Annotated in this window: 18 protein-coding genes; 9 read left to right on the top strand and 9 right to left on the bottom strand. The window is 68.0% G+C overall.

The window, feature by feature from the left end; translation table 11 throughout:
• The first annotated feature begins 87 nt into the window (after positions 1–87).
• On the top strand, positions 88–948 hold the full coding sequence (locus tag FHY09_RS14615) for a PA4780 family RIO1-like protein kinase (RefSeq protein WP_166927625.1): 861 nt from the start codon (positions 88–90) through the stop codon (positions 946–948).
• A 39-nt stretch (positions 949–987) separates the two neighbouring features.
• Here FHY09_RS14615 and fghA read toward each other — a convergent pair whose 3' ends face one another.
• From fghA to FHY09_RS14595, 4 genes are all read right to left on the bottom strand, one after another.
• Positions 988–1,818 (bottom strand): S-formylglutathione hydrolase, encoded by an 831-nt coding sequence (fghA, locus tag FHY09_RS14610; RefSeq protein ID WP_166927624.1) that lies wholly within the window; start codon positions 1,816–1,818, stop codon positions 988–990.
• 48 nt (positions 1,819–1,866) lie between these two features.
• Positions 1,867–2,976 carry an S-(hydroxymethyl)glutathione dehydrogenase/class III alcohol dehydrogenase gene (locus tag FHY09_RS14605; RefSeq protein ID WP_166927623.1) on the bottom strand — a complete coding sequence of 370 codons (1,110 nt, stop codon included), beginning with the start codon at positions 2,974–2,976 and terminating at the stop codon, positions 1,867–1,869.
• A 61-nt stretch (positions 2,977–3,037) separates the two neighbouring features.
• Complete coding sequence (locus FHY09_RS14600; RefSeq protein WP_166927622.1) at positions 3,038–3,313, bottom strand: metal/formaldehyde-sensitive transcriptional repressor; 276 nt, start codon at positions 3,311–3,313, stop codon at positions 3,038–3,040.
• 81 nt (positions 3,314–3,394) lie between these two features.
• A complete protein-coding gene (locus FHY09_RS14595; RefSeq protein ID WP_166927621.1) occupies positions 3,395–4,282 on the bottom strand; it encodes a LysR family transcriptional regulator in 888 nt (295 codons plus the stop codon).
• Between the two features lie 102 nt (positions 4,283–4,384).
• On the opposite strand from FHY09_RS14595, the gene FHY09_RS14590 reads away from it, so the two are divergent.
• Entirely contained in the window at positions 4,385–5,437 is a 1,053-nt protein-coding gene (locus tag FHY09_RS14590; RefSeq protein WP_166927620.1) for an NAD(P)-dependent alcohol dehydrogenase, read from the top strand.
• A gap of 49 nt (positions 5,438–5,486) precedes the next feature.
• Here the strand turns inward: FHY09_RS14590 and FHY09_RS14585 are convergent, their stop codons facing one another.
• On the bottom strand, positions 5,487–6,851 hold the full coding sequence (locus tag FHY09_RS14585) for a glutamate--cysteine ligase (protein ID WP_166927619.1): 1,365 nt from the start codon (positions 6,849–6,851) through the stop codon (positions 5,487–5,489).
• Between the two features lie 278 nt (positions 6,852–7,129).
• On the bottom strand, positions 7,130–7,729 hold the full coding sequence (gene yihA / locus FHY09_RS14580; RefSeq protein ID WP_166927618.1) for a ribosome biogenesis GTP-binding protein YihA/YsxC: 600 nt from the start codon (positions 7,727–7,729) through the stop codon (positions 7,130–7,132).
• Positions 7,730–7,851: 122 nt separating this feature from the next.
• On the opposite strand from yihA, the gene FHY09_RS14575 reads away from it, so the two are divergent.
• The 5 genes from FHY09_RS14575 to fhuE all read left to right on the top strand — a co-directional run bounded on the left by FHY09_RS14575 (position 7,852) and on the right by fhuE (position 13,438).
• Positions 7,852–8,646, top strand: a complete 795-nt coding sequence (locus FHY09_RS14575; RefSeq protein WP_166927617.1) for a c-type cytochrome — start codon at positions 7,852–7,854, stop codon at positions 8,644–8,646.
• Positions 8,647–8,747: 101 nt separating this feature from the next.
• The gene (locus tag FHY09_RS14570; RefSeq protein WP_166927616.1) at positions 8,748–9,395 is read left to right on the top strand and encodes a thiol:disulfide interchange protein DsbA/DsbL; all 648 of its coding nucleotides are present in this window, start codon (positions 8,748–8,750) and stop codon (positions 9,393–9,395) included.
• Between the two features lie 101 nt (positions 9,396–9,496).
• Positions 9,497–10,318, top strand: coding sequence for a thiol:disulfide interchange protein DsbA/DsbL (locus tag FHY09_RS14565; protein ID WP_166927615.1), 822 nt, complete (start codon positions 9,497–9,499; stop codon positions 10,316–10,318).
• A 51-nt stretch (positions 10,319–10,369) separates the two neighbouring features.
• Positions 10,370–11,113, top strand: a complete 744-nt coding sequence (locus tag FHY09_RS14560; RefSeq protein ID WP_208407924.1) for an endonuclease/exonuclease/phosphatase family protein — start codon at positions 10,370–10,372, stop codon at positions 11,111–11,113.
• Between the two features lie 177 nt (positions 11,114–11,290).
• Positions 11,291–13,438: a ferric-rhodotorulic acid/ferric-coprogen receptor FhuE gene (fhuE, locus tag FHY09_RS14555; RefSeq protein ID WP_166927614.1), complete on the top strand. Its 2,148-nt coding sequence runs from the start codon at positions 11,291–11,293 to the stop codon at positions 13,436–13,438.
• Positions 13,439–13,513: 75 nt separating this feature from the next.
• Here the strand turns inward: fhuE and FHY09_RS14550 are convergent, their stop codons facing one another.
• On the bottom strand, positions 13,514–16,390 hold the full coding sequence (locus FHY09_RS14550; protein ID WP_166927613.1) for a TonB-dependent receptor: 2,877 nt from the start codon (positions 16,388–16,390) through the stop codon (positions 13,514–13,516).
• Positions 16,391–16,594: 204 nt separating this feature from the next.
• Between FHY09_RS14550 and FHY09_RS14545 the strand changes: the two genes are divergently transcribed.
• Both FHY09_RS14545 and FHY09_RS14540 read left to right on the top strand, forming a co-directional pair.
• Positions 16,595–18,574: a lytic transglycosylase domain-containing protein gene (locus FHY09_RS14545; protein ID WP_166927612.1), complete on the top strand. Its 1,980-nt coding sequence runs from the start codon at positions 16,595–16,597 to the stop codon at positions 18,572–18,574.
• A 49-nt stretch (positions 18,575–18,623) separates the two neighbouring features.
• A complete protein-coding gene (locus FHY09_RS14540; RefSeq protein ID WP_166927656.1) occupies positions 18,624–19,850 on the top strand; it encodes a multifunctional CCA addition/repair protein in 1,227 nt (408 codons plus the stop codon).
• On the opposite strand, the gene FHY09_RS14535 is transcribed toward FHY09_RS14540, so the two are convergent.
• Entirely contained in the window at positions 19,851–20,285 is a 435-nt protein-coding gene (locus tag FHY09_RS14535) for an SseB family protein (RefSeq protein WP_166927611.1), read from the bottom strand. It lies immediately after the preceding gene.
• Between the two features lie 115 nt (positions 20,286–20,400).
• On the bottom strand, positions 20,401–23,841 hold the full coding sequence (locus tag FHY09_RS14530) for an autotransporter outer membrane beta-barrel domain-containing protein (RefSeq protein ID WP_166927610.1): 3,441 nt from the start codon (positions 23,839–23,841) through the stop codon (positions 20,401–20,403).
• Positions 23,842–23,937: the final 96 nt, after the last annotated feature.

Raw genomic sequence — 23,937 nt, 5'->3', positions numbered from 1 at the left:
GCCTCGGTGGCCGAGGCGCCGGGAAGGTGCGAAAATCACCTTCCCTTTCAGGCCGGCGGTTGCCGCTGGCCGCCCCACCGAGGTTATGTGAAGACCCCCCAAGGCTTGCAGGCGCTGATCGACGACGGCGTTATCGATGAAGTGCTGCGTCCCCTGAAAAGTGGCAAGGAAGCAGCCGTCTATGTCGTCCGCAGCGGGGACGATGTCCGCTGCGCCAAGGTCTACAAGGACATGGCCCAGCGCAGTTTCCAGCAGCGCGTGCAGTACCAGGAAGGGCGCAAGGTGCGCGGCAGCCGCGAGTCACGCGCCGTCGGCAAGGCCAGCAAGTACGGCCGCAAGCAGCAGGAAACCGCCTGGAAGAACACCGAGGTCGACGCGCTGTACCAGCTGCGCGACGCGGGGGTGCGCGTGCCCGAGCCGCACGGCTATTACCACGGCGTGCTGGTGATGGAACTGGTCACCGACGCCGAGGGTGTCTCCGCCGCGCGCCTGGGCGAGGTGGATCTGGCGCCGGACCAGGCGCGCGCGTACCACCGCGCCCTGGTGCGCGAGGTGGTGCGCATGCTGTGCTGCGGACTGATCCACGGCGACCTCTCCCCGTACAACGTGCTGGTCGGCCCCGATGGCCCGGTGGTGATCGACTTCCCGCAGGTCGTCAGTGCGGCCGGCAACAACGCCGCCCGCAGCATGCTGCTGCGCGATGTGAACAATCTCACCGCCTACCTGGGGCGCTTCGCACCGGAGCTGCTCGATACCTGGTACGGCGAAGAAATGTGGGCGCTGTTCGAGTCCGGCGACCTGCAGCCGGACTCACCGCTTACCGGTACGTTCGTGCATGACCAGTCCACGATCGACCTGGACAGCGTGCGCCACGCGATCAACGATGCGCGCGAAGAGGCGCTGATCCGCCAGCAGGGCCGCGAGGCGGCCGAAGAAAACGACGATTGAGCAGCGCAGCGGGGCCCGGCCCCGCTGCGCAGGCGCGGCTCAGCCCTTCAGCGCTGCCGCATGGTGCGCGATGTGCTCACCGATGAAGCTGGCGATGAAGTAGTAGCTGTGGTCATACCCGGGCTGCAGGCGCAGCGTCAGCGGATGGCCCGCCGCTTCGCAGGCCGCCTGCAGGCGCTGCGGCTGCAACTGCGCGCCGAGGAACTCATCGGCATCACCCTGGTCCACCAGCAGCGGCAGCCGTTCGCTGGCGTTGGCCACCAGTGCGCTGGCATCCCACTGCGCCCACGCCTGGCGGTCGTCGCCGAGGTAGGCGCTGAACGCCTTCTCGCCCCACGTCACCTGGCTCGGCGCGACGATCGGCGAGAACGCCGAAACGCTGCGGTAGTGACCGGGATTGCGCAGCGCAAGCACCAGCGCACCGTGGCCACCCATCGAATGCCCACTGATGCTGCGTGCATCGGTGGCCGGCAGGTGGGCCTGGATCAGCGCGGGGAGCTCATCAACAACGTAGTCGTGCATGCGGTAATGGGTGGACCACGGCGCCTGCGTGGCATTGAGGTAGAAACCGGCCCCCTTGCCCAGGTCGTACCCTTCCGCATCGGCCACGTCATCGCCGCGGGGGCTGGTATCGGGCACGACCAGGATGATGCCGTGCTCGGCGGCGTAGCGCTGCGCGCCGGCCTTGGTGATGAAGTTCTGCTCGTTGCAGGTCAGACCGCTCAGCCAGTACAGCACGGGGAGCTTGTGCGTGGCCGCCTGCGGTGGCAGGTACACCGCCACGTTCATCGCGCAGCCCAGCACCTGCGAATGGTGCCGGTACACGTCCTGCCAGCCGCCTGCACAGGCGCGGTGTTCACTACGTTCCATGGTTGATCTCCGTTGCCGGGAAAGGGCCGGCATGCGCCGGCCACCGCCTCAGAAATGCACGACCGAGCGGATCGACTTGCCTTCGTGCATCAGCTCGAACGCCTCGTTGATCTCTTCAAGCGGCATGGTGTGGGTCACGAAGGGCGCCAGTTCGATCTCACCGGTCATCGCATCCTCGACCATGCCCGGCAGCTCGCTGCGGCCCTTGACCCCGCCAAAGGCACTGCCCTTCCAGGTGCGTCCGGTGACCAGCTGGAACGGGCGGGTGGCGATCTCCTTGCCTGCCCCGGCCACGCCGATCACCACGCTCTGCCCCCAGCCACGGTGCGCGCATTCGAGCGCCGCGCGCATCACATCGACATTGCCGATGCACTCGAAGCTGTGGTCCACGCCCCAGCCGGTCATCTCCACCACCACCTGCTGGATGGGGGCCTGGTGGTCTTTCGGGTTCACGCAGTCGGTGGCACCGAATGTGCGCGCCAGCTCGAACTTGGACGGGTTGGTGTCGATGGCGATGATGCGGCCGGCCTTGGCCTGGCGCGCGCCCTGGATGACGGCCAGACCGATGCCGCCGAGGCCGAACACCGCCACGCTGTCGCCTTCCTGCACTTTGGCGGTGTTGTGCACGGCGCCGATGCCGGTGGTCACGCCGCAGCCGAGCAGGCAGACGTGTTCCGGGTTGGCGTCCGGGTTGATCTTCGCCAGCGAAACCGCGGCCACGACCGTGTATTCGCTGAAGGTCGAGCAGCCCATGTAGTGATGGATCGGCTCACCGTTGTAGCTGAAACGCGTGGTGCCATCGGGCATCACGCCCTTGCCCTGGGTGGCGCGCACGGCCACGCACAGATTGGTCTTGCCGCTCTTGCAGAACAGGCACTCGCCGCACTCGGCGGTGTACAGCGGGATCACGTGGTCGCCCGGCTTGACGCTGGTCACGCCCTCCCCGACTTCCACCACGATGCCCGCACCCTCATGGCCGAGCACGGCCGGGAACAGGCCTTCCGGGTCGTCGCCGGACAGGGTGAAGGCGTCGGTGTGGCAGACCCCGGTGTGGGTGATCCTGACCAGCACTTCGCCCTGCCTGGGCGGGGCGACGTCGATCTCGACGATCTTCAGGGGCTGGCCGGGACCAAACGCTACGGCGGCACGTGACTTCATGGGGGAATCTCCGGAAGGACAGACTAGGACGAGGGTAGGCAGGCAGGTGTTGCGGGCCTGTTTATTTCAGATAGGAGCGGATGAGCGCGCTCATGTCGCGCACGCGCTCGGCGCGCTGTGCCTCGGAGGCGGCCGGCTGGCCGAACTCCTCGCGCAGGTGCGCCTCCATCACTTCGGACATCAGGCCGTTGACCGCCCCGCGGATGGCGGCGATCTGCTGCAGCACCGGGCCGCAGTCCGCGCCGTTTGCCAGTGCGCGGTCGAGCGCATCGCACTGACCACGGATGCGGCGCACGCGGGCCAGGACTTTCTTTTTCTCTTCGGGCGAGTGCGGCATGGCGGCGCGACCTGGGAACTATACTGGGGGACAGTATACGTGACGGCACTTGGATTGCGAATGCCCGTGCCCGCCTGCCCCCTATTCCTCGCGCAGCAGGTCCACGAACGCACGCAGCGCCGAGGGCATCTGCCGTTGGCGCGGGTAATACAGTACGAATCCGGGAAACGGCTCGGCCCAGTCCTCCAGCACGGTGACCAGCCGCCCGTCATCCAGGCAGGGGCGCGCGGCGTCCTCCAGCACATACGCCAGGCCGAGCCCATCGATCACGGCCCGCACGATGGTGGTCTGTTCGCTCAGCGTCAGCCGGCCAGGCACATCGATCTCCAGCCGTTCACCGTCGCGCTCGAACTGCCACTTGTACAGATGGCCGCTGGCGAAGCGGAACCGGATGCATTGATGCTGCATCAGCTCGCGCGGGTGGACCGGCGCCGGATGGTCGCGCAGGTAGGCGGGCGAGCCGACGATCAGCCCGCGCAGCGGCGGTCCCAGCGGCACGGCCACCATGTCTTCGGGCACGAACTCATGCAGCCGCACGCCGGCGTCGTAGCCTTCGGCGACGATGTCCACCAGCCCATCGTTCTCGGCCAGTTCCAACCGCACATCCGGGTGCGCCTGCAGGAACCGCGCAAGCCGCGGGCCGAGCTGCGTGGGCACGGCCGCCCGCGCGCAGTTGATGCGCAGCAGGCCGGACGGGGTGGCGCGGAACTGGTTCATCTCCTCCAGCGCGTCGTGCACCTGCCCGAGCGCGGGCTGCAGCCGTTCCAGCAGGCGTTGTCCAGCCTCGGTGAGGGCGACGCTGCGGGTCGTGCGGTGGAACAGCCCGACGCCCAGGCGTTCTTCCAGCGCGCGGATGGCGTAGCTCACCGCCGAGGTGGACAGCGCCAGCTCCACGGCCGCGCGCCGGAAGCTGCGGTGCCGCGCAACCGCGGCGAAGGCGGCCAGATGGGTGAGGTTGTCCGTGGCCATGATTATCCCGTCACACTTGATGACACATCCCGAAACAACGGCTTCAAGAGCCCGCACGCGCGGCGTATTGTAAAGCGCCTTTCCATAAATCAAGGATCCCCCATGTCCCTCGCCCACGCCTACGCGGTGCAGTCCAATACCGCGCCGCTGCAGCCATTCACCTTCGAGCGCCGCGCGGTCGGCCCGCATGATGTGCGCATCGAGATCCTGTACAGCGGCATCTGCCATTCGGACCTGCACCAGGCCCGCGATGACTGGGGCGGCTCGAACTACCCGATGGTGCCCGGCCACGAGATCATCGGCCGGGTCACCGAAGTCGGCGCGGAGGTCACCCGCTTCAAGGTCGGCGACCACGCCGGCGTGGGCTGCATGGTCGATTCCTGCCGCCACTGCGATGCCTGCACCCATGATCTGGAGCAGTACTGCGCCGAAGGCGCCACGTTCACCTACAACGGCACTGATCGCCACACCGGCGAGGCCACCCAGGGCGGCTACTCCGACCACATCGTGGTGGAGCAGCGCTTCGTGGTGAAGGTCGCCGACACCCTGGACCTGAAAGCGGCCGCACCGCTGCTGTGCGCCGGCATCACCACGTATTCGCCGCTGCGCCACTTCAAGGTGGGCGCCGGCCAGAAGGTGGGCGTGATCGGACTGGGCGGGCTGGGCCACATGGGCGTGAAGTTCGCCAAGGCCCTGGGTGCGCAGGTGGTGATGATCACCACCACGCCGGAGAAGGGCGCCGATGCCAAGCGCCTGGGCGCCGACGAGGTGCTGGTCTCACGCGATGCGGCACAGATGCAGGCGCACGCGGGCAGCTTCGATTTCCTGCTCAACACCATCCCGGTCGGGCATGACACCAACCCGTACATGCAGCTGCTCAAGCGCGATGCCACCATGTGCCTGGTCGGCGTGCTGACCGAACTGGATCCGCCGCTGACCGGCGTCAGCGTGATCTTCGGCCGCAAGCACCTGACCGGTTCGGCGATCGGCGGCATGGCCGAAACGCAGGAGATGATGGACTTCTGTGCCGAGCACAACATCGTCAGCGATGTTGAAGTGATCGACATCAAGGACGTCAACGACGCCTGGGAGCGCATGGCGAAGAACGATGTGCGCTACCGCTTCGTGATCGACATGGGCACGCTGAAGGCCTGACCCGGCGGGTCAGGAAGCGCCGGGCCGGGCCCGGCGCTTCCGTGCGACGTCAGTACGCGAACTCGCGGAACACGTGGTCCACATCGCCGTTCCAGCGGCCATGGAAGAGCGCCAGCTTGCGCTCGGCCGGTGTCAGGCCGGATTCCACGATCTCCTGCAGCACGTCCAGGTAATGGCTTTCGTCCATGCCGTCAGCGTTCAACATGCCACGCCGGCGCAGGCCGCCCACGGCGATCTTCACGGCCTCGCGCGCAAGATCACGCACCGTGCCGCCGCGGAACGGCAGGTTCATCGCCTGGCGCGGCACGCCATCACGCAGCGCATGGCGCTCGGCCAGGCTGAAGTCACGCACCAGGTCCCACGCCGCGTCGAGGGCCTCCTCGTCGTACAGCAGGCCGACCCAGAACGCAGGCAGCGCGCACAGGCGGCTCCACGGGCCGCCATCGGCGCCGCGCATTTCCAGGTACTTTTTCAGCCGCACTTCCGGGAAGGCGGTGGTGGTGTGGTCGGTCCAGTCCGCCAGGCTCGGCAGCTGCCCCGGCAGCACCGGCAGGCGACCGGCCATGAAATCGCGGAAGCTCTGCCCGCTGGCATCGTGGTACACGCCATCGCGGTAAGAGAAATACATCGGCACATCGAGCAGGTAATCCACGTAACGCTCGTAGCCGAAGCCTTCTTCGAACACGAAATCGAGCATGCCGGTACGGTCGGCGTCGGTGTCGGTCCAGATGTGCGAGCGGTAGCTCAGGAAGCCGTTGGGCTTGCCTTCGGTGAACGGCGAATCGGCGAACAGCGCGGTGGCGATCGGCTGCAGCGCCAGCGATACGCGGAACTTCTTCACCATGTCCGCTTCGGTGGCGTAATCCAGGTTGACCTGCACCGTGCAGGTGCGCGTCATCATGTCCAGGCCGAGCGAACCGACCTTGGGCATGTAGTTCTTCATGATCTGGTAGCGGCCCTTGGGCATCCACGGCATGTCCGCCCGCGCCCACTTGGGCTGGAACCCCATGCCGAGGAAACCCAGCGACAGCTCGCCGGCCACCTGCGCCACTTCATTGAGATGGGTACCGGTCTCCACGCAGGTCTGGTGGATGGTCTCCAGTGCCGCGCCGGAAAGCTCCAGCTGGCCTGCCGGCTCCAGCGTGACCGAGGCGCCATCGCGCAGCAGCGCGATGGTGTGGCCCTGCTCCTGCACCGGCGCCCAGCCGAAACGCTGCAGCCCCTGCAGCAGGGCCTCGATGCCCCGCTCGCCGTCGAAAGTCGGCGCACGCAGGTCATCGAGCCGGAACCCGAACTTCTCGTGCTCGGTGCCGATGCGCCAGTGCGCGCGGGGCTTTTCGCCCGAGGCGATCACCTCCACCAGTTGCGAACGATCGGTGATGGGCGTCTGCGCGACGTGGCTGGGGCTCGACAAAGGGGGAGGCTCGCTGGTGGGTGGCGGTGAAGGTGGGGCTCTGCCCCACGCATCGCAAGGGCGAACTATAGCGTGGCGGTTGCCCTCGTCACGCGCGCGTGATGGTTTTCAGCGTCCTACCGGCGGCATCTCCTTCCGGGCCTCCTTTCCCGCGCCTGCAGCCGGATACGACAACCTGCGAAACGATGACCCCACGTCCCCTTACCCACCATGCGCTGCTGGCCCACAACGCAGGAAGGCGGCCGCGGCCGCCCTCCTTCAGTCACACGGTCCGCAGGTCACAGGCCCAACCAGCCCCCGATGATCGCGCGGGCTTCGTCCACGCCCAGCCGCGCCGGACCGGAATAGACCTGCACGCTCACGGTATCGCCGTAGGCGCTCTGCAGTTCCTTGCGCACCTTCTGCAGCGCGATCATCTGCTGGCTGCGGCTGAGCTTGTCCGCCTTGGTCAGCAGCGCGTGCGCCGGCAGCCCGCGCTGCACGGCATAGGACAGCATCTGCCGGTCGTAATCCTTGAGCGGATGACGGATGTCCATCACCACCACCAGACCGCGCAGCGCCTGGCGGGTCCGGAAATATTGATCGATGAAGGCCTGCCAGTGGGCCTGCAGGTCCAGCGGCACCTTGGCGTAGCCGTAGCCGGGAAGATCGACCAGGTGGGCTTCCGGGGTGACCTGGAAAAACACCAGCTGCTGCGTGCGCCCCGGCGTCTTGGAGACACGGGCCAGCGCATTCTGGCGGGTGAGTGCATTGAGGGCGCTGGACTTGCCGGCATTGGAGCGGCCGGCGAAGGCCACTTCGGCCCCTTCATCAGGCGGCAGCTGCCGCATGTTGTGGGCCGAAAGGTGGTACTGCGCGCGTTCGATGAGAAGAGACATGCGCATAGGATCGCATGTTGCGCCGCCGCGCGCCCGGCCATTGATTGACCCGGCCGGGAAACGGTGCTGATAATCCGGTCCATCCGGCGGAGGGCCTGACCGGACCAAAACGGAGCTTCAGCATGCGCCACGCTCGCGTTCTCGCCGTTTCCGCTGTCGCCATCTCCATCGCCGCTGCGGCCTGGGCACAGACCACCGTCACCCCCCTGCCCGACAACGGACCGATCCGTACCGCGCCGCTGGAGATCGATTTCAGCCAGACCCGCTGGGGCGATGCGACCGCCGGGCAGGCCAAGGCGGCGGCCTGCGCGGCCTGCCACGGCGCCGATGGCAATGCGAGCGTGGAGATCTACCCCAGCATCGCCGGACAGAGCGAGCGCTATTCCGCGCAGCAGATGGCGCTGATCGCCAAGGGCCAGCGCACCTCCGGCGCCGCCGCGGCCATGGTGCCCTTCGTACAGGACCTTACCGCGCAGGACATGCGCGACATCGGCGCCTACTTCGCCACCCAGAAGGCCACCGCCGGCATCGCCGACGACGCCGTGGTGACCGAAGGCCCTTACAAGGACCTCAAGTTCTACGAAATCGGGCAGGCGCTCTACCGCGGCGGCGATGCGGCCCGCGGGCTGCCGGCCTGCATGGCCTGCCACGGCCCGACCGGTGCCGGCAACCCCGGACCGGCCTACCCGCACGTGGGTGGCCAGCACGCCAGCTATGTCGCCCGCCGCCTGCAGGAGTACAAAGCCGGGCAGATGCAGACCACCGACAAGGCCCACTTCCAGATCATGGCGACCATCGCCGGCAAGCTCACCGAACAGGAAATCCAGGCCCTCGGCAGCTACCTGCAGGGCCTGCATCCGCGCGCCGACGACGTCGCCGCCCAGGGCACACCCGCCACAGCATCCGCCGCGCCCTGACCGCCGGTCACCGCGCGCGGTGCCCACCGCAGGCACCGCGTGCGGTATGTTCATCTCCGCGCCGGCGCCCGCCGGCTCCCTTTCCATGGAGATGTACATCGATGAGGTTGATCCCCCGTCTTCTGCTGGCGCTGCTGGTGCTGCCGCTGGCCGCCACGGCCGCCGCGCCCACCGCCCCCGACCTGCAGGAAGGTCGCGACTACGAGCGCATCGCGCAGCCGACGCCGTTCCAGCCGCTGGCCGGAAAAATCGAAGTGGCCGAACTGTTCGGCTATACCTGCCCGCACTGCGCGCATTTCGAACCGCAGCTGGCTGCCTGGGCGAAGAAGCTGCCGGCGGACGTGCGCTTCACCCCGGTCCCGGCGGTGTTCGGCGGGCACTGGGATGCCTGGGCCCGCGCCTACTATGCGGCCGAACAGGTGGGCGTGGCCCAGCGCAGCCATGCCGCGGTGTTCCGCGCCCTGCATGAAACCGGTGAGCTGCCGATGCAGAACCCGAGCGCTGAACAGCTGAGCGCGTTCTACAAGGGCCAGGGCGCCGATCCCGCCCGCTACAGCGCCGCGCTCAAGAGCAAGGCCGTGGACGAGAAACTGCGCCATGCGCGTGCCTTCGCCGTGGCCAGCGGTGCCAGCGGCACGCCGACGATCGTGGTCAACGGTGCCTACCTGGTGAAGGGACGCAGCTTCGAGGACCAGCTGCGCATCACCGATGCGCTGATCCAGCAGATCCGCAGCAAGAAGGCTCCCTGAACCACGCAACGATGGACACACGGCACGGCCTGCGCCGCGTGGCATCATCAGCCCCTTGCCGGCGCCTGCCGCCGGCCCCCGACATCGCTGGAGAGACTCCGATGAAAACCCGTTACACCCTGGGCCTGCTGGCCCTGCTGCCGATCCTGGCGGCGTGCAAGGCCGACGACGGCAGCAGCAACGTGACCCCGGCCAGCGAGGCGGCACCGGCCGCCGCGCCGGCATCGGCGAGCCCGGAAGCGACGACCGCGCCGGCCGACGCCGCCGCACCTGCCAGCCCCGACGCCCAGGCCGCCGCAGCGGCGCCGGCGTCCAACGCGCCCGCGCCGCTGACCGGTCCGGAGCCGGTGGCGGGCAGCGACTATGTGGAAATCAGCAACGGCCAGCCGTTCCAGCCGGTGGCGGGCAAGGTCGAAGTGGCCGAGATCTTCGGCTACGTGTGCCCCGCCTGCGCGGCGTTCCAGCCCGTGCTGGCGCCGTGGAAGGCCGGCCTGCCCGGTGATGTGAACTTCGTGTACGTGCCCGCCATGTTCGGCGGCACCTGGGACAACTACGCCCGCGCGTTCTACGCCGCGCAGACCCTGGGCGTCCAGGAGAAGACCCACGAAGCGATGTATGCCGCGATCCACGCCAATGGCGAGCTGAAGGGCGAGCGCGGCACCGATTCGGTGCAGGACATCGCGGCGTGGTACGGCAAGCACGGCGTGGATGCCAAGCAGTTCGAGGCCACCATGGGCAGCTTTGCCGTCAACGCCAAGACCAATGCCGCCAAGCAGTTCGCACAGCGCAGCCAGATCAGCGGCACGCCGTCGATCATCGTCAACGGCCGCTACCTGGTGAAGGGCAAGGGCTGGCAGGACAACCTGCGCATCGCCGACCACCTGATCGCGCGCGAGCGCGCCCGCCGCGCGTCCGGCAACTGAGCAGGCAGCGCGCGCACCGTGTTGAATTCTTCCGGTTCACGGACCCTGCGCCTGCTGACGGCGAACATCCAGGCCGGCTCGAGCACCCGCCGGTACAGTGACTATGTGACCCGCAGCTGGTCACATGCGCTGCCGGCGGGGCGCAAGCGCTCCAGCCTGGATGCCATTGCCACGCTGGCCAGTGGCCACGACATCGTGGGCCTGCAGGAAGCCGATCCCGGCAGCCTGCGTTCGGGCTTCACCAACCAGACCCACTACCTGGCCCAGCAGGCCGGCTTCAGCTACTGGAGCCACCAGCCGAACCGGCGCATGGGCGGCGTGGCGTCATCGGCCAATGGGCTGTTGAGCAAGCTCGAGCCCGTGGAAGTGCAGGACCATGCCCTCCCCGGCCGTATCGGGGGGCGCGGCGTGCTGCTGGCCAAGTTCGGCGACGGCAATGAGGGCCTGGCGGTGGCGGTGGCGCACCTGTCGCTCGGGGCGGGCTCGCGGTTGTCGCAGCTGTCGTTCATCGCTGATCTGCTGTCCGATCATCCCAACGCCGTGCTGATGGGTGATTTCAACTGCCTGGCCGAACGACCGGAGATGCAGGTGCTGTACCGCAAGACCACCCTGCAACCGCCGGGCTGCATCGTGCCGACTTTCCCCAGCTGGCGTCCGGATCGGGCCATCGACCATATCCTGGTCAGCGGCAACCTGCCCCAGCGCGACGCGGCGGCCGTGCCTGCCGCCTTCTCCGACCACCTGGCCCTGGCCCTGTCGGTGGACGTGCCGGACAGCGCGCTGCGGCGGCCCTGAGCCGTCCCCGGCGGCACTGTCTCAACTGCTTGACTCGGCGGCCTGGCCGCCCTTTTTTTGCGACCACGCATTGATGGTGCGAATCGTTCGCATTACTATTAACGGCGAACCCACCTCCCCGTCACGCCCCGGGTGCTTCCCGGCCACCCGCGCGACGTCTCCTTTCTGGACACCTTGATGACCCGTTCCGTTCCGCAAGACCGCCTGACCCAGGCCCTGCTGATGGCCCTGTGCGCCACTGCCACCGTACCCGCCTTCGCCGAACAGGCGCTGCCGGCGGCGGACGCGACCACGCTCGACGGCATCGTGGTGAAAGGCGAACGCGCGGAAGGCTACTCGGTACGTCGCACCTCTGCGGGCACGCGCTTCGCCCTGGCCCCGCGCGAGATTCCGCAGTCGGTCAGCATCATCAGCCACCAGCGGATCGAAGACCAGAACCTGGACGACATCCTCGATGTGCTGGGCAACACCACCGGCGTGAGCAGCACGCAGAGCGACACCGAGCGCACCGAGTTCTACGCCCGCGGCTTCTACATCGACAGCTATCAGTTCGACAACCTGCCCACGCAGATGGTGCAGAACTGGAGCTACGGTGATTCCGGCCTGGACCTGGCCATCTACGACCGTGTCGAAGTCGTGCGCGGCGCAACAGGCCTGCTGACCGGCGCCGGCAACCCGTCGGCCTCGGTGAACCTGATCCGCAAGCATGCCGACAGCGCCGAGCTGACCGGCAGCGTGTCGTTGAACGTGGGCAGTTGGGGCCGCACCCGCAGCACGGTCGATGTGACCACGCCGCTGAACGCCAGCGGCACGGTGCGCGCCCGCGTGATCGGCAGCTACCTGGACACCGAATCGCAGATGGACCGCTACGACCAGCACAAGACCCTGGGCTATGCAGTGATCGATGCCGATCTCACGCCGGACACGCAGCTCAGCGTGGGCTATGACTATCAGCAGAAGCGCGCCAACGGCGCGACCTGGGGTGGGTTCCCGATGCTGTATTCGGACGGTTCGGCTACGCCGTTCGATTCCTCGTTCAACCCGAATCCGGGCTGGACCTACTGGGATACCACCAGCAAGCGCCTGTTCGCCACGCTGGAACATGCTTTCGCCAACGACTGGAAGGTCCGTGTCGGGGCCACGCATGACCGCAGCAACGCCGACGACAAGCTGTTCTATCCGGCCTACAACGACTGGACCAGCGGTGCGTCGCTGCTCGACCGGCAGACCGGCGAAGGGGTTTCGCCCTCGGCGGGCCTGTACAACACCGAGCGCAAGGTCAACGCGGTCGATGGTTATGTCGAAGGCCCGTTCCAGCTGTTCGGCCGCCAGCACCAGGTCATGGCCGGCCTGAGCTACAACAAGCGCGACTACGCCAACTACGGTGACTACCAGGTCGGCTGGGCGCCGATCGGCAACTACAACGCGTGGACGGGTGATTTCGCCGAGCCGGACTGGGCCGACACCCTGCCGCTGCAGAGCGCGGGCACCATCAAGCAGAAGGCCGGTTACGCCGCCACGCGCCTGTCGCTGGCCGACCCGCTGAAGCTGATCCTCGGCGCGCGCTACACCGACTGGCAGAGCGAAGGCGAAGGCGCCGACCGTTCGCACAAGGTCACCACGCCGTATGCCGGCCTGGTGTTGGACCTCAATGACACCTGGTCGACCTACGCCGCCTACACCGAGATCTTCCAGCCGCAGACCGCGCGTGACCGCAACGACAACTACCTGGATCCGGTGGACGGCAAGAGCTACGAAGTGGGCGTGAAAGGCGCCTGGTTCGACAACCGGCTCAACGCCTCGCTGGCCGTGTTCCGCATCGAGCAGGACAACGTGGCGCAGGTCACCAACGAACCCATCCCCGGCCGGCCGGGCGAGTTCGCGTCCATCGCCGCCCGTGGCACGGTCAGCCGTGGCTTCGAGTTCGAACTCAACGGTGAACTGACCCCGGGCTGGAACGCGACCTTCGGTGCCTCGCGCTATGTGGCCAAGGACATCAACGGCAGCGACATCAACAGCCGCCTGCCGCAGACCACGATCAAGCTGTTCACCAGCTACACGCCGCAGTCGCTGCAGGCGCTGACCGTCGGTGGCGGTGCCAACTGGCAGAACGGGATCTACTACCCGGTGCCGGCGTACGGTCGCATCGAGCAGGGCGGCTATGCGCTGGTCAGCGCCTTCGCCCGCTACCGCCTGGCGCCGCAGTTCGCGGTGCAGGTGAACCTGGACAACCTGCTGGACAAGAAATATCTCTCGCAGATCAATGGTTACGGGGCCTACGGCAACGAGCGCAACGGCTCGTTGACCTTCACCTACAGCTTCTGACCGCCGCAGCGGGATCAATGACAACGGAGCCGGGCATTGCCCGGCTCCGTGCGTTACAGCCCTGCGCCGTCGCCCTCAGAAGCGCAGGTCCGCCCGTGCGTACCAGAAGCGGCCGCGCGGGATGTCGTACGTGGACGCGTCATAGCCGTTCAACGAGCACGACAGGCAGATCGGCGGATCCTTGTCGAACACATTGTTCAGGCCCAGGCTCAGCTGCAGGCCCTTCATCCAGTCCACCTTGTAGCCGACCTGCATGTCATGGAAGGTCGTCGCCGAAAGCGTGTTGGTGCCTTCGGCCGGGTTGCGGCAGACCGCGAACGCGGCGACGTCGCCGCACTGCTCGGTCAGCTCGGAGATGTGCCGCACCGTCCAGGACGCATTCCAGTTGTCCAGCGACCACGACAGCGTACCGGTGCTGGTCCATTCCGGTATGGAGCTGTCGGCCACCTCCACGCCGGGCGCCTGCGGCTGCCGCTCGCCGCCTGCGCCCAGTGCCTCGTAACGCCCTACGAAGGTGTTCTGCCAGGCCAGGCGGAACTGCCCCGCGGTGGTCTGTGGCAAGGTCCAGAACAGGTCCACGTCCCAGCCGTCGGTCTTGATCGAACCCAGGTTGGTGAGCCGGTTGCTGAAGCCGCTGATGGCACCGGTGCTGGCGCGCGTGATGCCGTCGCAGTACGTCGGATCCAGCGAGTCCACGCACAGATCGAGCTGCGACTGCGCGTTGATCGCCTGGATCGGCCCGTCGATGGCGTGGCGGTAGAACGTCACATCGATATCGAAGCGCTCCGACCAGGACGCATTCGTACCGAACCAGGGGCTCCACACGAAGCCGGCGCTGAAGCTGCGCGAACGCTCCGGATCCAGCGCCGTGTTGCCGCCGGTGGTCACCGAGATCTGCGAGTTGGCCTGCTGGAAACCGGCCGGTACGCCGAGCGCGGCGCAGTTGGCGGCGCTGCCGCGCGGCGGCGTACCGCCGAGGCCGACCGAACAGGGATCGAAGATCTGCAGGTCCGCGCGCGCCGCCGAGCCGTAGAGCTCGCCGATGGACGGCGCGCGGAAGCCTTCGGCGTAGGTGGTGCGCAGCACGAAGTCGTTGGTGACCTGCCAGCGCAGGCCGTACTTGGGGGTGAACTCGCCACCGAAAGTGGAGTAATCCGAATACCGTCCGGCCAGGTTGAGGTCGAGTTTCTCGCCCAGCGCGCTGTTGGCGAACAGGGGCACGCTCAGCTCCAGGTACGCCTCGTTCACATCATACGAGCCGGACGTCGGCAGCGAGGGTACGCCGTTGTAATGGCCGATCACCGTCAGCGGGTCCGGCTGGTAGGCGCCTTCGTACTTGCGGTACTCGTAGCCGGAGGCGAACGATACCGGACCGGCCGGCAGTGAAAACAGCTCGCTGGACAGGTTGGCGGTGAACAGGCTCAGTTCGTTCTGGCTGCGATCGCGCACGACGGGCTGGATCCACTGCAGCATCTCCGGGGTGATGCTGCCGACCCCGCCGAAGATGTCCAGCGGCACGCAGCCCGGCGTGGCCGCGCACACGGCCGGGTCACCGAGCGCGGTGGCGATGTTGAAGATGTTGTAGCTGCCGTGATTGGTCTGTTCGGCCTTGTTCTTGCTGTACATGCCGTTGACGTCCCAGAACCAGCTGCGGCCGGCGGCCTGGAAGTCACCCACCAGCCCGGTGGCGACATAGGACGTGTCGACCTCCTGCTCGAACACGCGCGCCCCGCCCTCCACCGGGCGTCGTCCGATGAACTGCATGTTTCCCGACGACACCAGGTCGAAGCCGAAGGGGTTGTAGGGGTTCTGCCCTGAGATGACGATGTTGTCGGCCAGGGGATTGCCCGTGGCTCCGTCCGGACCGAAGAACAGCGGCTCCGGTCCGGCCTGGTTGGTGGATTCGCGCCGGTTGCCGAGCGCTTTGACATACCACTGGATGTTGTCGGTGATGTCGAAACGGAACTGCCCGAACACGCCCTTGCGCTCGGACGGGGTCAGCACGAGGTTGTATTCGGCGAAGTTGAAGCGGTCGGCCGTGGTGAAGCAATGATAATCATCGGTCCGGCTGCAGCCGGCGCTGCCGTCGTAGGCCGGCGAGGTCGCGCCGCTGTTGGGCACCAGATCCTGCACCGCGCCGGTGTTGGGATCCACGAAGCGGAACCGGCCCTGCGGAATGCCGCCGCTGCCGAAGGACAATCCCGTGCCGGGAATCGGAAAGCGCGACTGCTCGCGGTCACGCGCGTACACAGCATCCTGCCGTGTCCAGCTCGCGCCGAGGAACAGGCTGTAGCGGTCGCCGTGGGTGCCCCAGGCCAGGTCGACGCCGCGCTGTGCGCCGTCGCCCTTGGTGTACTGCCCGTAGTTCATCGTCACCTGCGCACCGTCGAAATCGCGCCGGGTGATGATGTTCACCACGCCGGCGATGGCATCGGAGCCATACAGCGACGAGGCGCCGTCTTCGAGCACTTCGATGCGTTCGACGATGGCCAGTGGAATGGTGTTGAGGTCGGTCGCCGCCCCCACGCCGGACGCCGAAGACTCGTTGACCCACCGGATGCCGTCGACCAGCACCAGCACGCGCTTGGCTCCCAGGTGGCGCAGATCGACCTGCGCCGAGCCCGCGCCCACACCGCTGCCATCGGGCGGGAAGCCGAAGTTGCCCGATGAATTGAACTTGGCGTTGAGCGCCGAGCCCGAGCCGGTGAGCTGTTGCAGGACCTCGCCGATCGAGGTCAGGCCGGTGCGCTCGATCTCCGTGCGGGTGAGGGTCTGGATGGGCACCTGGCCCTCGACTTCGGCGCGCTTGATCCGCGTGCCGGTGACCTCGACCCGGTCGAGCTCGGTGGCCACGCGTGGGGCTTCCTGGGCACCCGCTGCGGCAGAGACCGACAGCAGGCCTACACACAGCGAGACGGCGACCGCCAAGGGACGGTGATGCGGCTTGTTCATTCGCTTTCTCTCTCCAGATGGGCAAACGGGGGTTGAACACGCACAGGCGTCTTACTTGTAAACAAGTTGTAAAGAAGCTGCTGTGACCTGTGCCGCTTTTTTGACGCCGAGTGAACGAGCGCGTCGGATCCGCGCCCACGCACGACGCCCGCGTGCCCGATGGGCGCAAAAATAAATTCAGGCAAAGGCCGCTATCCTCATCGGATGAGCCAATACTTCCGTTCTGCACTGCACCCGTTCGCCCTGGCGACCGCCTTGTCGGTCCTGACCTTCGGCGCTGCCGCCCAATCCAGCGACGCCCAGCGCGCACTGCTGAAGACCGCCATCGCCGACGCCGAACGGGGCCAGTTCGATGCTGGACGCGCCAGCGCACTGAGCCGGGCACCGGCTTACGGCTGGCTGGAGTACGCCAACCTGCGGCGGAACATCGAAACGGTCAGCAACGCGCAGGCGCAGGATTTCCTCAGGCGCTACCAGGGCCAGGCCGTTGCCAGCACCTTCCGTACCGTCTGGTTGCCCGCGGTCGCCCGGCGGCAGGACTGGCCCACGCTGCTGGCCAACTGGGTCCCCACCGACAATGCCGGGCTGCGCTGCGCGCAGCTGACCGCACGCCAGGCCACCGGCAAGGCCGACGCACAATGGGTCGGCGAAGCGCAGGACATGTGGCGCAAGAGCGGCAAGTCGCTGCCGGACGGCTGTGACGCCGTGTTCGCGGTCCTGCAGGCGCAGGGCGGCCTGAGCGATGCGCTGCGCTGGGAACGGATCGATGCGGCCGCCGATGCGCAGCAGCCGGCCGTGATGCGCAGCGCAGCGCGTGGCCTGCCCGCGAGCGACCTGGCGCTGGCGACCAGCTACGCGGCGTTCGTCGACGCCCCAAGCGCGGCCGCCCTCAACTGGCCGCGCACCGACCGCAGCCGGCGCATCGCCACGGACGGTCTTGAAAAGCTGGCCAAGGCCGATCCGGATGCCACTGAGCGGCAGTTGCCGCAGTATGCGCAGGCACTGGGACTGACCGCCGAGCAACAGGCCCAGGTGCGTTATCAGATCGCCTTGTGGACCGTGGCGTCCTACCTGCCCGATTCCGCGCGACGCCTCAACGCGGTGCCCGACAGCGCCTACGACGAGCGACTGCACGAGTGGCGGGTGCGCGAAGCGATGTCACGCGGTGACTGGCCCGCCACGCTGGCGGCGATCAGGAAGATGTCGCCTGCCCAGCGCGGTGATTCGCGCTGGAGCTATTTCGAAGGCCGCATGCTGGAAAAAACCGGTCAGGCCGCACAGGCCAAGGCCGTGTTCGCGCAGGCCGCACGCGCGGCGACGTTCCACGGTTTCCTGGCGGCGGACCGGCTGCAGCAGCCCTACTCGCTGTGCCCGTGGAAGCCGACGGACAGCGCGCAGGCGCGCGCCGCCGTGGCCCGCGATCCGGCCATCATCCGTGCCATGGACCTGTACCGCATCGACCGTGCCGGCTGGGCGGTGGCGGAGTGGAACAGTGCACTGGCCAATTTTGATGACACCCAGCGCCGCCTGGCGGTGGAAGTCGCGCAGGAGAACGGCTGGTTCGACCGCGCCGTGTTCTCGCTCGGCAAGAAGCCCGATGAGCAGCGGCTCTATCACCTGCGTTTCCCGCTGCACCATGACGCCACCATCCGCCGTGAAGCCGCGCGCAATGCGTTGGACCCGGCATGGGTGGCGGCCGAGATCCGCGCCGAGAGCATCTTCAATCCCAATGGTCGCTCCCCTGCCAACGCCATGGGCCTGATGCAGGTGCTGCCCGCCACCGGTGCGGCGGTGGCCCGCAACATCGGCCTGGCCGGTTACGGTGGCGCCGCCAGCCTGTACGACCCGGACACCAACATCACCATCGGCACGGCCTACCTGCGGCAGCTGATGGACAAGTACAGCGGCCTGCCCTACGTGACCATCGCGGCGTACAACGCTGGGCCGACCCCGACGGCGCGCTGGCAGTCACAGCGACCGGCGTTCGATCCGGACCTTTGGATCGAGACCATCAGCTACAAGGAAACGCGCGAGTACGTGGCACGCGTTCTGGCCTTCAGCGTGATCTACGACTGGCGCCTCAACGGTGATGCCCTGCCGCTGAGCGAGCGCATGGTGGGTCGCCTGGCGGACACGCGCAAGACGTTCACCTGCGCGGCCAACGCCGGCCAGGGTGGCGATTGATCCGGCAATCCGGGACGCCGCGGCGCAGGTGGGCCGTATCATGGACCGCATGAAGATCTATCTCGTCGGCGGCGCCGTGCGTGACCGCCTGCTGCAGCGTCCCGCGGGAGACCGCGACTGGGTCGTGGTCGGCGCCACGCCGGCCGACATGGAGGCCAGGCAGTTCAAGGCCGTCGGCCGCGACTTCCCGGTGTTCCTGCACCCGGATACCGGTGAGGAATACGCCCTGGCCCGCACCGAGCGCAAATCCGGCCGCGGCTACCGTGGCTTCGTGGTGGATGCACACCCCTCGGTCACGCTGGAAGAGGACCTGCAGCGGCGCGATTTCACCATCAATGCCATCGCCTGCGATGAGCAGACCGGCACGCTGGTGGACCCTTATGGCGGCCAGCGTGACCTTGAGCAGCGCATCCTGCGTCATGTTGGACCGGCCTTCGTCGAAGATCCGCTGCGCGTACTGCGCGCCGCACGCTTCATGGCGCGCCTGGCCCCACTGGGCTTCACCGTGGCCGCGGACACCCTGGCCCTGATGCGCGAGGTGGCGGCCAGTGGCGAACTCGATGCGCTGGTGCCCGAACGCGTGTGGCAGGAGCTGCGCCGCGCGCTCGCCTCAGAGCGGCCCTCCGCGTTCCTGCGCACGCTGCACCAGGCGCACGCGCTGGGGCCGGTGCTGCCCGAACTGGACGCGTTGTACGGCGTCCCGCAGCGCGCGGAGTTCCACCCCGAAGTGGACACTGGCATCCACCAGGAAATGGTCAGCGACATGGCCGCGCGATTGGCCCCGGGTGATGACCTGGTTGGCTTTGCGGCGCTGGTGCATGACCTCGGCAAGGGCCTGACGCCGCGCGAGCAATGGCCGCGCCACATCATGCACGAGCAGCGCGGCATCGCACCGCTGCGCGCCCTGTGCGCCCGCCTGAAGGTCCCCGCCGAGCACCAGCAGCTGGCCGAAGCGGTGTGCCGGGAGCACCTCAACGTGCACCGCATCGATGAGCTGCGCGATGCCACGGTGCTCGAACTGTTCGGGCGCTGCGATGCACTGCGGCGGCCGGAGCGCATCGCGCGCATGGCCGTGTGCTGCGAGGCCGACAAGCGCGGCCGGCTGGGCTTTGAAGACAGTGACTACCCACAGGGCCAGACGCTCATGCGCCTGCATGCCGCCGCGCTGGCGGTGCAGGCGCGCGATCTGGACACCCGGCAGCTGCAGGGCCCGGCCATCGGCCAGGCCCTGGCCAAGGCACGCGTAGCGGCGATCGCCGCCGCACGCGCCCGTTGATCAGCGCGCCTGGCCGCGGGTGAACGCGTCGGCGCGCTGCTTCAGCTGCGCGACGGCATCGGGGATCATCTCCATGCCGACATCGAAGCCAGGGTTGAGCACGATGCCCACGCCGTCGGACATCGCCGTCAGCAGCCAGCGCATCTCCACCTGCAGTGCGTTCTCGAACTGCGGCAGCTGCTCGCTCCACGGCGTGGCGCGTTCGACGGCCGAGAAGATCGCGAACATCGGTTCGTTCGCTTCGCTGGTCAGCACCAGCGGGGTGATCGAATCATCCCATTCGGCGTCGGCCTCGACGGCCTTGTCCAGCAGCACGAAGACCTGGTCGGCCAGCAGACTGTCGAGGAAGGCCGGTGCCGCGAGCGTGCCGTCCTGGGCCTGCATCAGGCGCAGTTCGAGATCATTGAGAGGGGGTGATCCGGTATCGTCCTGCATCAGTGGTCCAGTGCGTGAAGAGAGCCTGCATTATCGCAGGCGGCTCCGGTGTGCCGCGTAAAAAACAGCGCTGCCGGCGCACGCGCGCGGTCTCGCGCGTGCGCCGGCGCGGGCCTTACCAGTCCAGGCGCAGGCCAACGGTCGCCTGGGTGCTGCGGCGGTCACGGTCGCGGTTCTCCAGATCGGCCGTGTAATCCACCACACCGAATGCGCTGACGTTGCGGTTGAAGCGCCCGACCACGCCGACGCCCACTTCCCAGCCACGGGTCTGCTGGAGGGACACGATGCGGTTGCTGTCGAAGTCGGTGCGGTTCTCGCCGTCGAAGGTCTTCCAGTAGTTGAGCTTGATGTAAGGCTGCCAGCCATTGTCCGCCAGCCCGTAATCGCCCGCGATGCGCACGCCCGCGCGGCCGGTCCAGGCGTTGTCGGCGTCGAAGCGGATCGCGGCGATGGCGTCGGCCGTGTCATCCAGCGACTGCCGCTGCCAGATCACCTGCAGCTGGGGCTCCAGCCACCAGGACGACTGCCCGAAACGCAGCATCGGCTTGCCCACCTCCACCGAAGCCGTGGTGCCATCGCCCCGTACATCGATGCCCAGGCCGCGGGTGGACCAGGCGCGCCCCCGGTAGCGGCTCTGCATCACCACCACGTCGATGTACCCCCCGGCACTGCCCACGCCGGTCCAGCTCAGCCCGGCGTGCTTGTCATCGAGCCGCAGCTGGCCGACATCCACGTTTTCCCAGCCCAGCGCGAGGCCGGTGATACGGCCGCTGGCACGGGTACGGCCAGCGAACAGGCCCACCTGGTTGCGCCAACCGCCGTCTGTCGTATCCGTGTACACGTCAAGGCCGGCCTGCACGCCCTGCAGGTCGCCGTCGAACCCGGTCAGTGCATCGCCCTGCCAGTGCTGTTCCTCGCTGCTGCCGATCAAGCGCGCCCACGCGGCGTGCAGGCCGCCCTCCCCGGCCAGCAGGCGCTGCTCGCCCTGGCGCTCGTGGAAGGTGCCAAGGCTGGCCTGCGAGACGGTCTGCAACAGGGACGGCACGACGGCATAGGCCGGCGTCTCCAGGCGGTAGATCGGCACCACGGCCGCCCGGGGGGCGCGCGCCTCCGGCGTCGGCGGCGCCAGCAGGCCGGGCGCGGTGGGCAGCACGGCCGGCGTGTCCGGCACCGGCGGCGGCTCGGTCAAGGTCGGTTCCGGGACCGGTTCAGGCTCGGGCGGCGCCGGTGGCGGCGCGGGCTCCGGCGCGACCGGATCCGGATCCGGGGCCTCCGGATCGAGCGGAACATCCGGCGGCGGCGGCGGCGCGGGAGGCAGGTCGACCGGTGGATCGCCCAGATCCTCCGGCGGCGGCGGCGGTTCAGGCGCCTCGGGGGGCACGGGCGCCGGCGGCGGTGCGGGCGCCGGCGTCGGCGGAACCACGGGCGTCGGGGGCGGCGGCGTCACCGGCGGCGTCACCGGGGGTGTGACTGGGGGAGTGACTGGGGGGGTGACCGGAGGGGTGACCGGGGGAGGTACCGCAGTCACCACGGTGGAGCGCAGGTACCAGTTCTCACCGGAGCCCGCACTCACGCCGCCCTTGAACAGGTAGTACTCGTAGGCGCCGACGGCGATCGGGCTGTACAGCGCGAAGGCATCCAGGTCACTGGTGGCGCCATCGGTGGCCTGCACCACCAGGATGCCGTCCACCAGGGTCGCCGCGCCTGTGCCGCCCGCGTTGCGGATGCCCAGCCCGGTGGTCCCGGTGATGCGCCCGCCTGACACCACCAGCTGATCACTGGCGGCGCTGTCATCGCCCAGCACGGTATCCAGGTAGAGCGCGCCGCCGTTGCCGGTGTAGTTGCCGCGCACCGTGAAGCGGTCACCGGCGGCGCCGTTGCTGGAAAGATCGATGCGCCCGGCATTGAACACGTCGGCCAGTCCGCCACCAAAGCCGGCAATGCCACCGCCGGTTCCGCTGGCGAACAACGCGCTGGTGCCATCGATCGTGATCGTGCCGGTACCGCTGGCCGCGTCGCCCAGCCGCAGCGTGTCGTCGAAGGTGAGCTGGGTATCGGTGGCCAGGTCGATGGTCTCCCACCCGGTGTAGCGCGCCACACCCGTGGTCTTGACGTTCTCCATCACCAGGCTGTCGTTGCCCAGGCCCCCGTCAAGCCCGGGCATGGCGCCCAGGTTGGCCTGGTTGAGATTGGCCAGACGGGCACTGTCGTCCCCTTCGCCGAGGTCGATCAGCCCGTGCACTACACCACCCCCATCCCAGCCGAAGCGATCGTTGCCGAAACTCAGGCGGACCTCGCCGCGCACCGTGCCGCCACTGATGTCCACGCTGTCGTTGCCACCACTGACGCTGATGTTGCCGCCGATGTAGCCGTCGCTGAGCACGATGCGGTCGTTGCCGAAGCCGGCCACCAGATTGCCGTCGATGGTGCCGCCGGACATGTCGAACACGTTGTTGTCCAGCTTCATGTTGACCCGGCCGATGCGGCCACCGGTCATCTCCGCATAGTCGCCGTCATCGAACGCGCCCACGATGCGGCCACCGGTCATGCGGAAATAATCGTAGTTGTCGCCCTGCAGCAGCGCCCCGACGGTGCCGCCGGTCATGAGGAAGGTATCGATCCCACTGCCCTGCTGCACGGTGCCGGTCACGCTGCCCCCGCTGACAGTGAGACTGTCCGCCCCATCACCCTGGTCAAGCGAGGCCAGCGTGCCCGCCGACAGCAGCGCCGTGTCATCGCCCAGGCCCTGGGTCACCGCACCGCCCACGGTGCCGCCCTGTACGTCGAGCTGATCGTTGCCGGCGTCCTGTGCCAGCGTGCCGGTGATCACGCTGCCTGGCCGGAGATACGCGATGTCATTGCCGCCCCCCTGCCGCACCGACCCCTCGATGCGCCCGGTCAGATCCAGCACATCATCGCCGCCGGCAAACAGTACGTTGCCGATGACGCGGCCTTCGTTGGTGAACTGCAGCGCGCCATTGCCGAGGCCGCCGACCGCCGTGCCCGGCGCCTGGATGAGGCCCGTGGCGGTATTGACCAGCGTGTTGCGGCCGGTGCTGTTGTCGAGCCAGATCGCCGCCGCGGTGCGCGCCTGGATGAGCCCGCTGTTGGTCAACACGTTGCCGGTGCCCAGCACGTTGATGGCCTCGGCCGTGGTCTGGGTGCCGGTCGCGAGGATCCGTCCCCCCGCTGCGATGTCCACCACGCCATTGCTGCGCAGCTCCAGCGTGTTGCCACCGGCGGCGAAAAGCCCGGGCGCCGAGGTCGCGGCCGCGCTGACCGTACTGCCATCACCGATCAGGATGACCGCATTGTCACGCAGCGAAATGGCATTGGCGTTGCCTGTCTGGAGCGTGCTGCCGGGCTGCAGCTCCACGCGGCGGTTGTCTTCGGCGGCGGTGTTGCCGGTACCGACGGTGGACGTCCAGGGATCGGGCACGGTGGCATCGCAGGTGGTCACGCTGCCGGAGGTCACGCAGGCGGCCTGGGCATCGAATGCCCCCAGCAGGATGGCGGAAACGGCAAGGGCGAGGCGGGACGGCGCGAGGCGAAGCATGCGGCATTCTCCTTGGGGCAGGCACTGGCGATGTCAGTCCGTGTGACCCGCCACTGAGAGACAGACGGGGCCGGGCGCGAGGTTCACGTCAACCCT

The organism is Xanthomonas sp. 60, from assembly GCF_011761925.1.
This window is presented reverse-complemented; position numbering and strand designations above follow the sequence as displayed.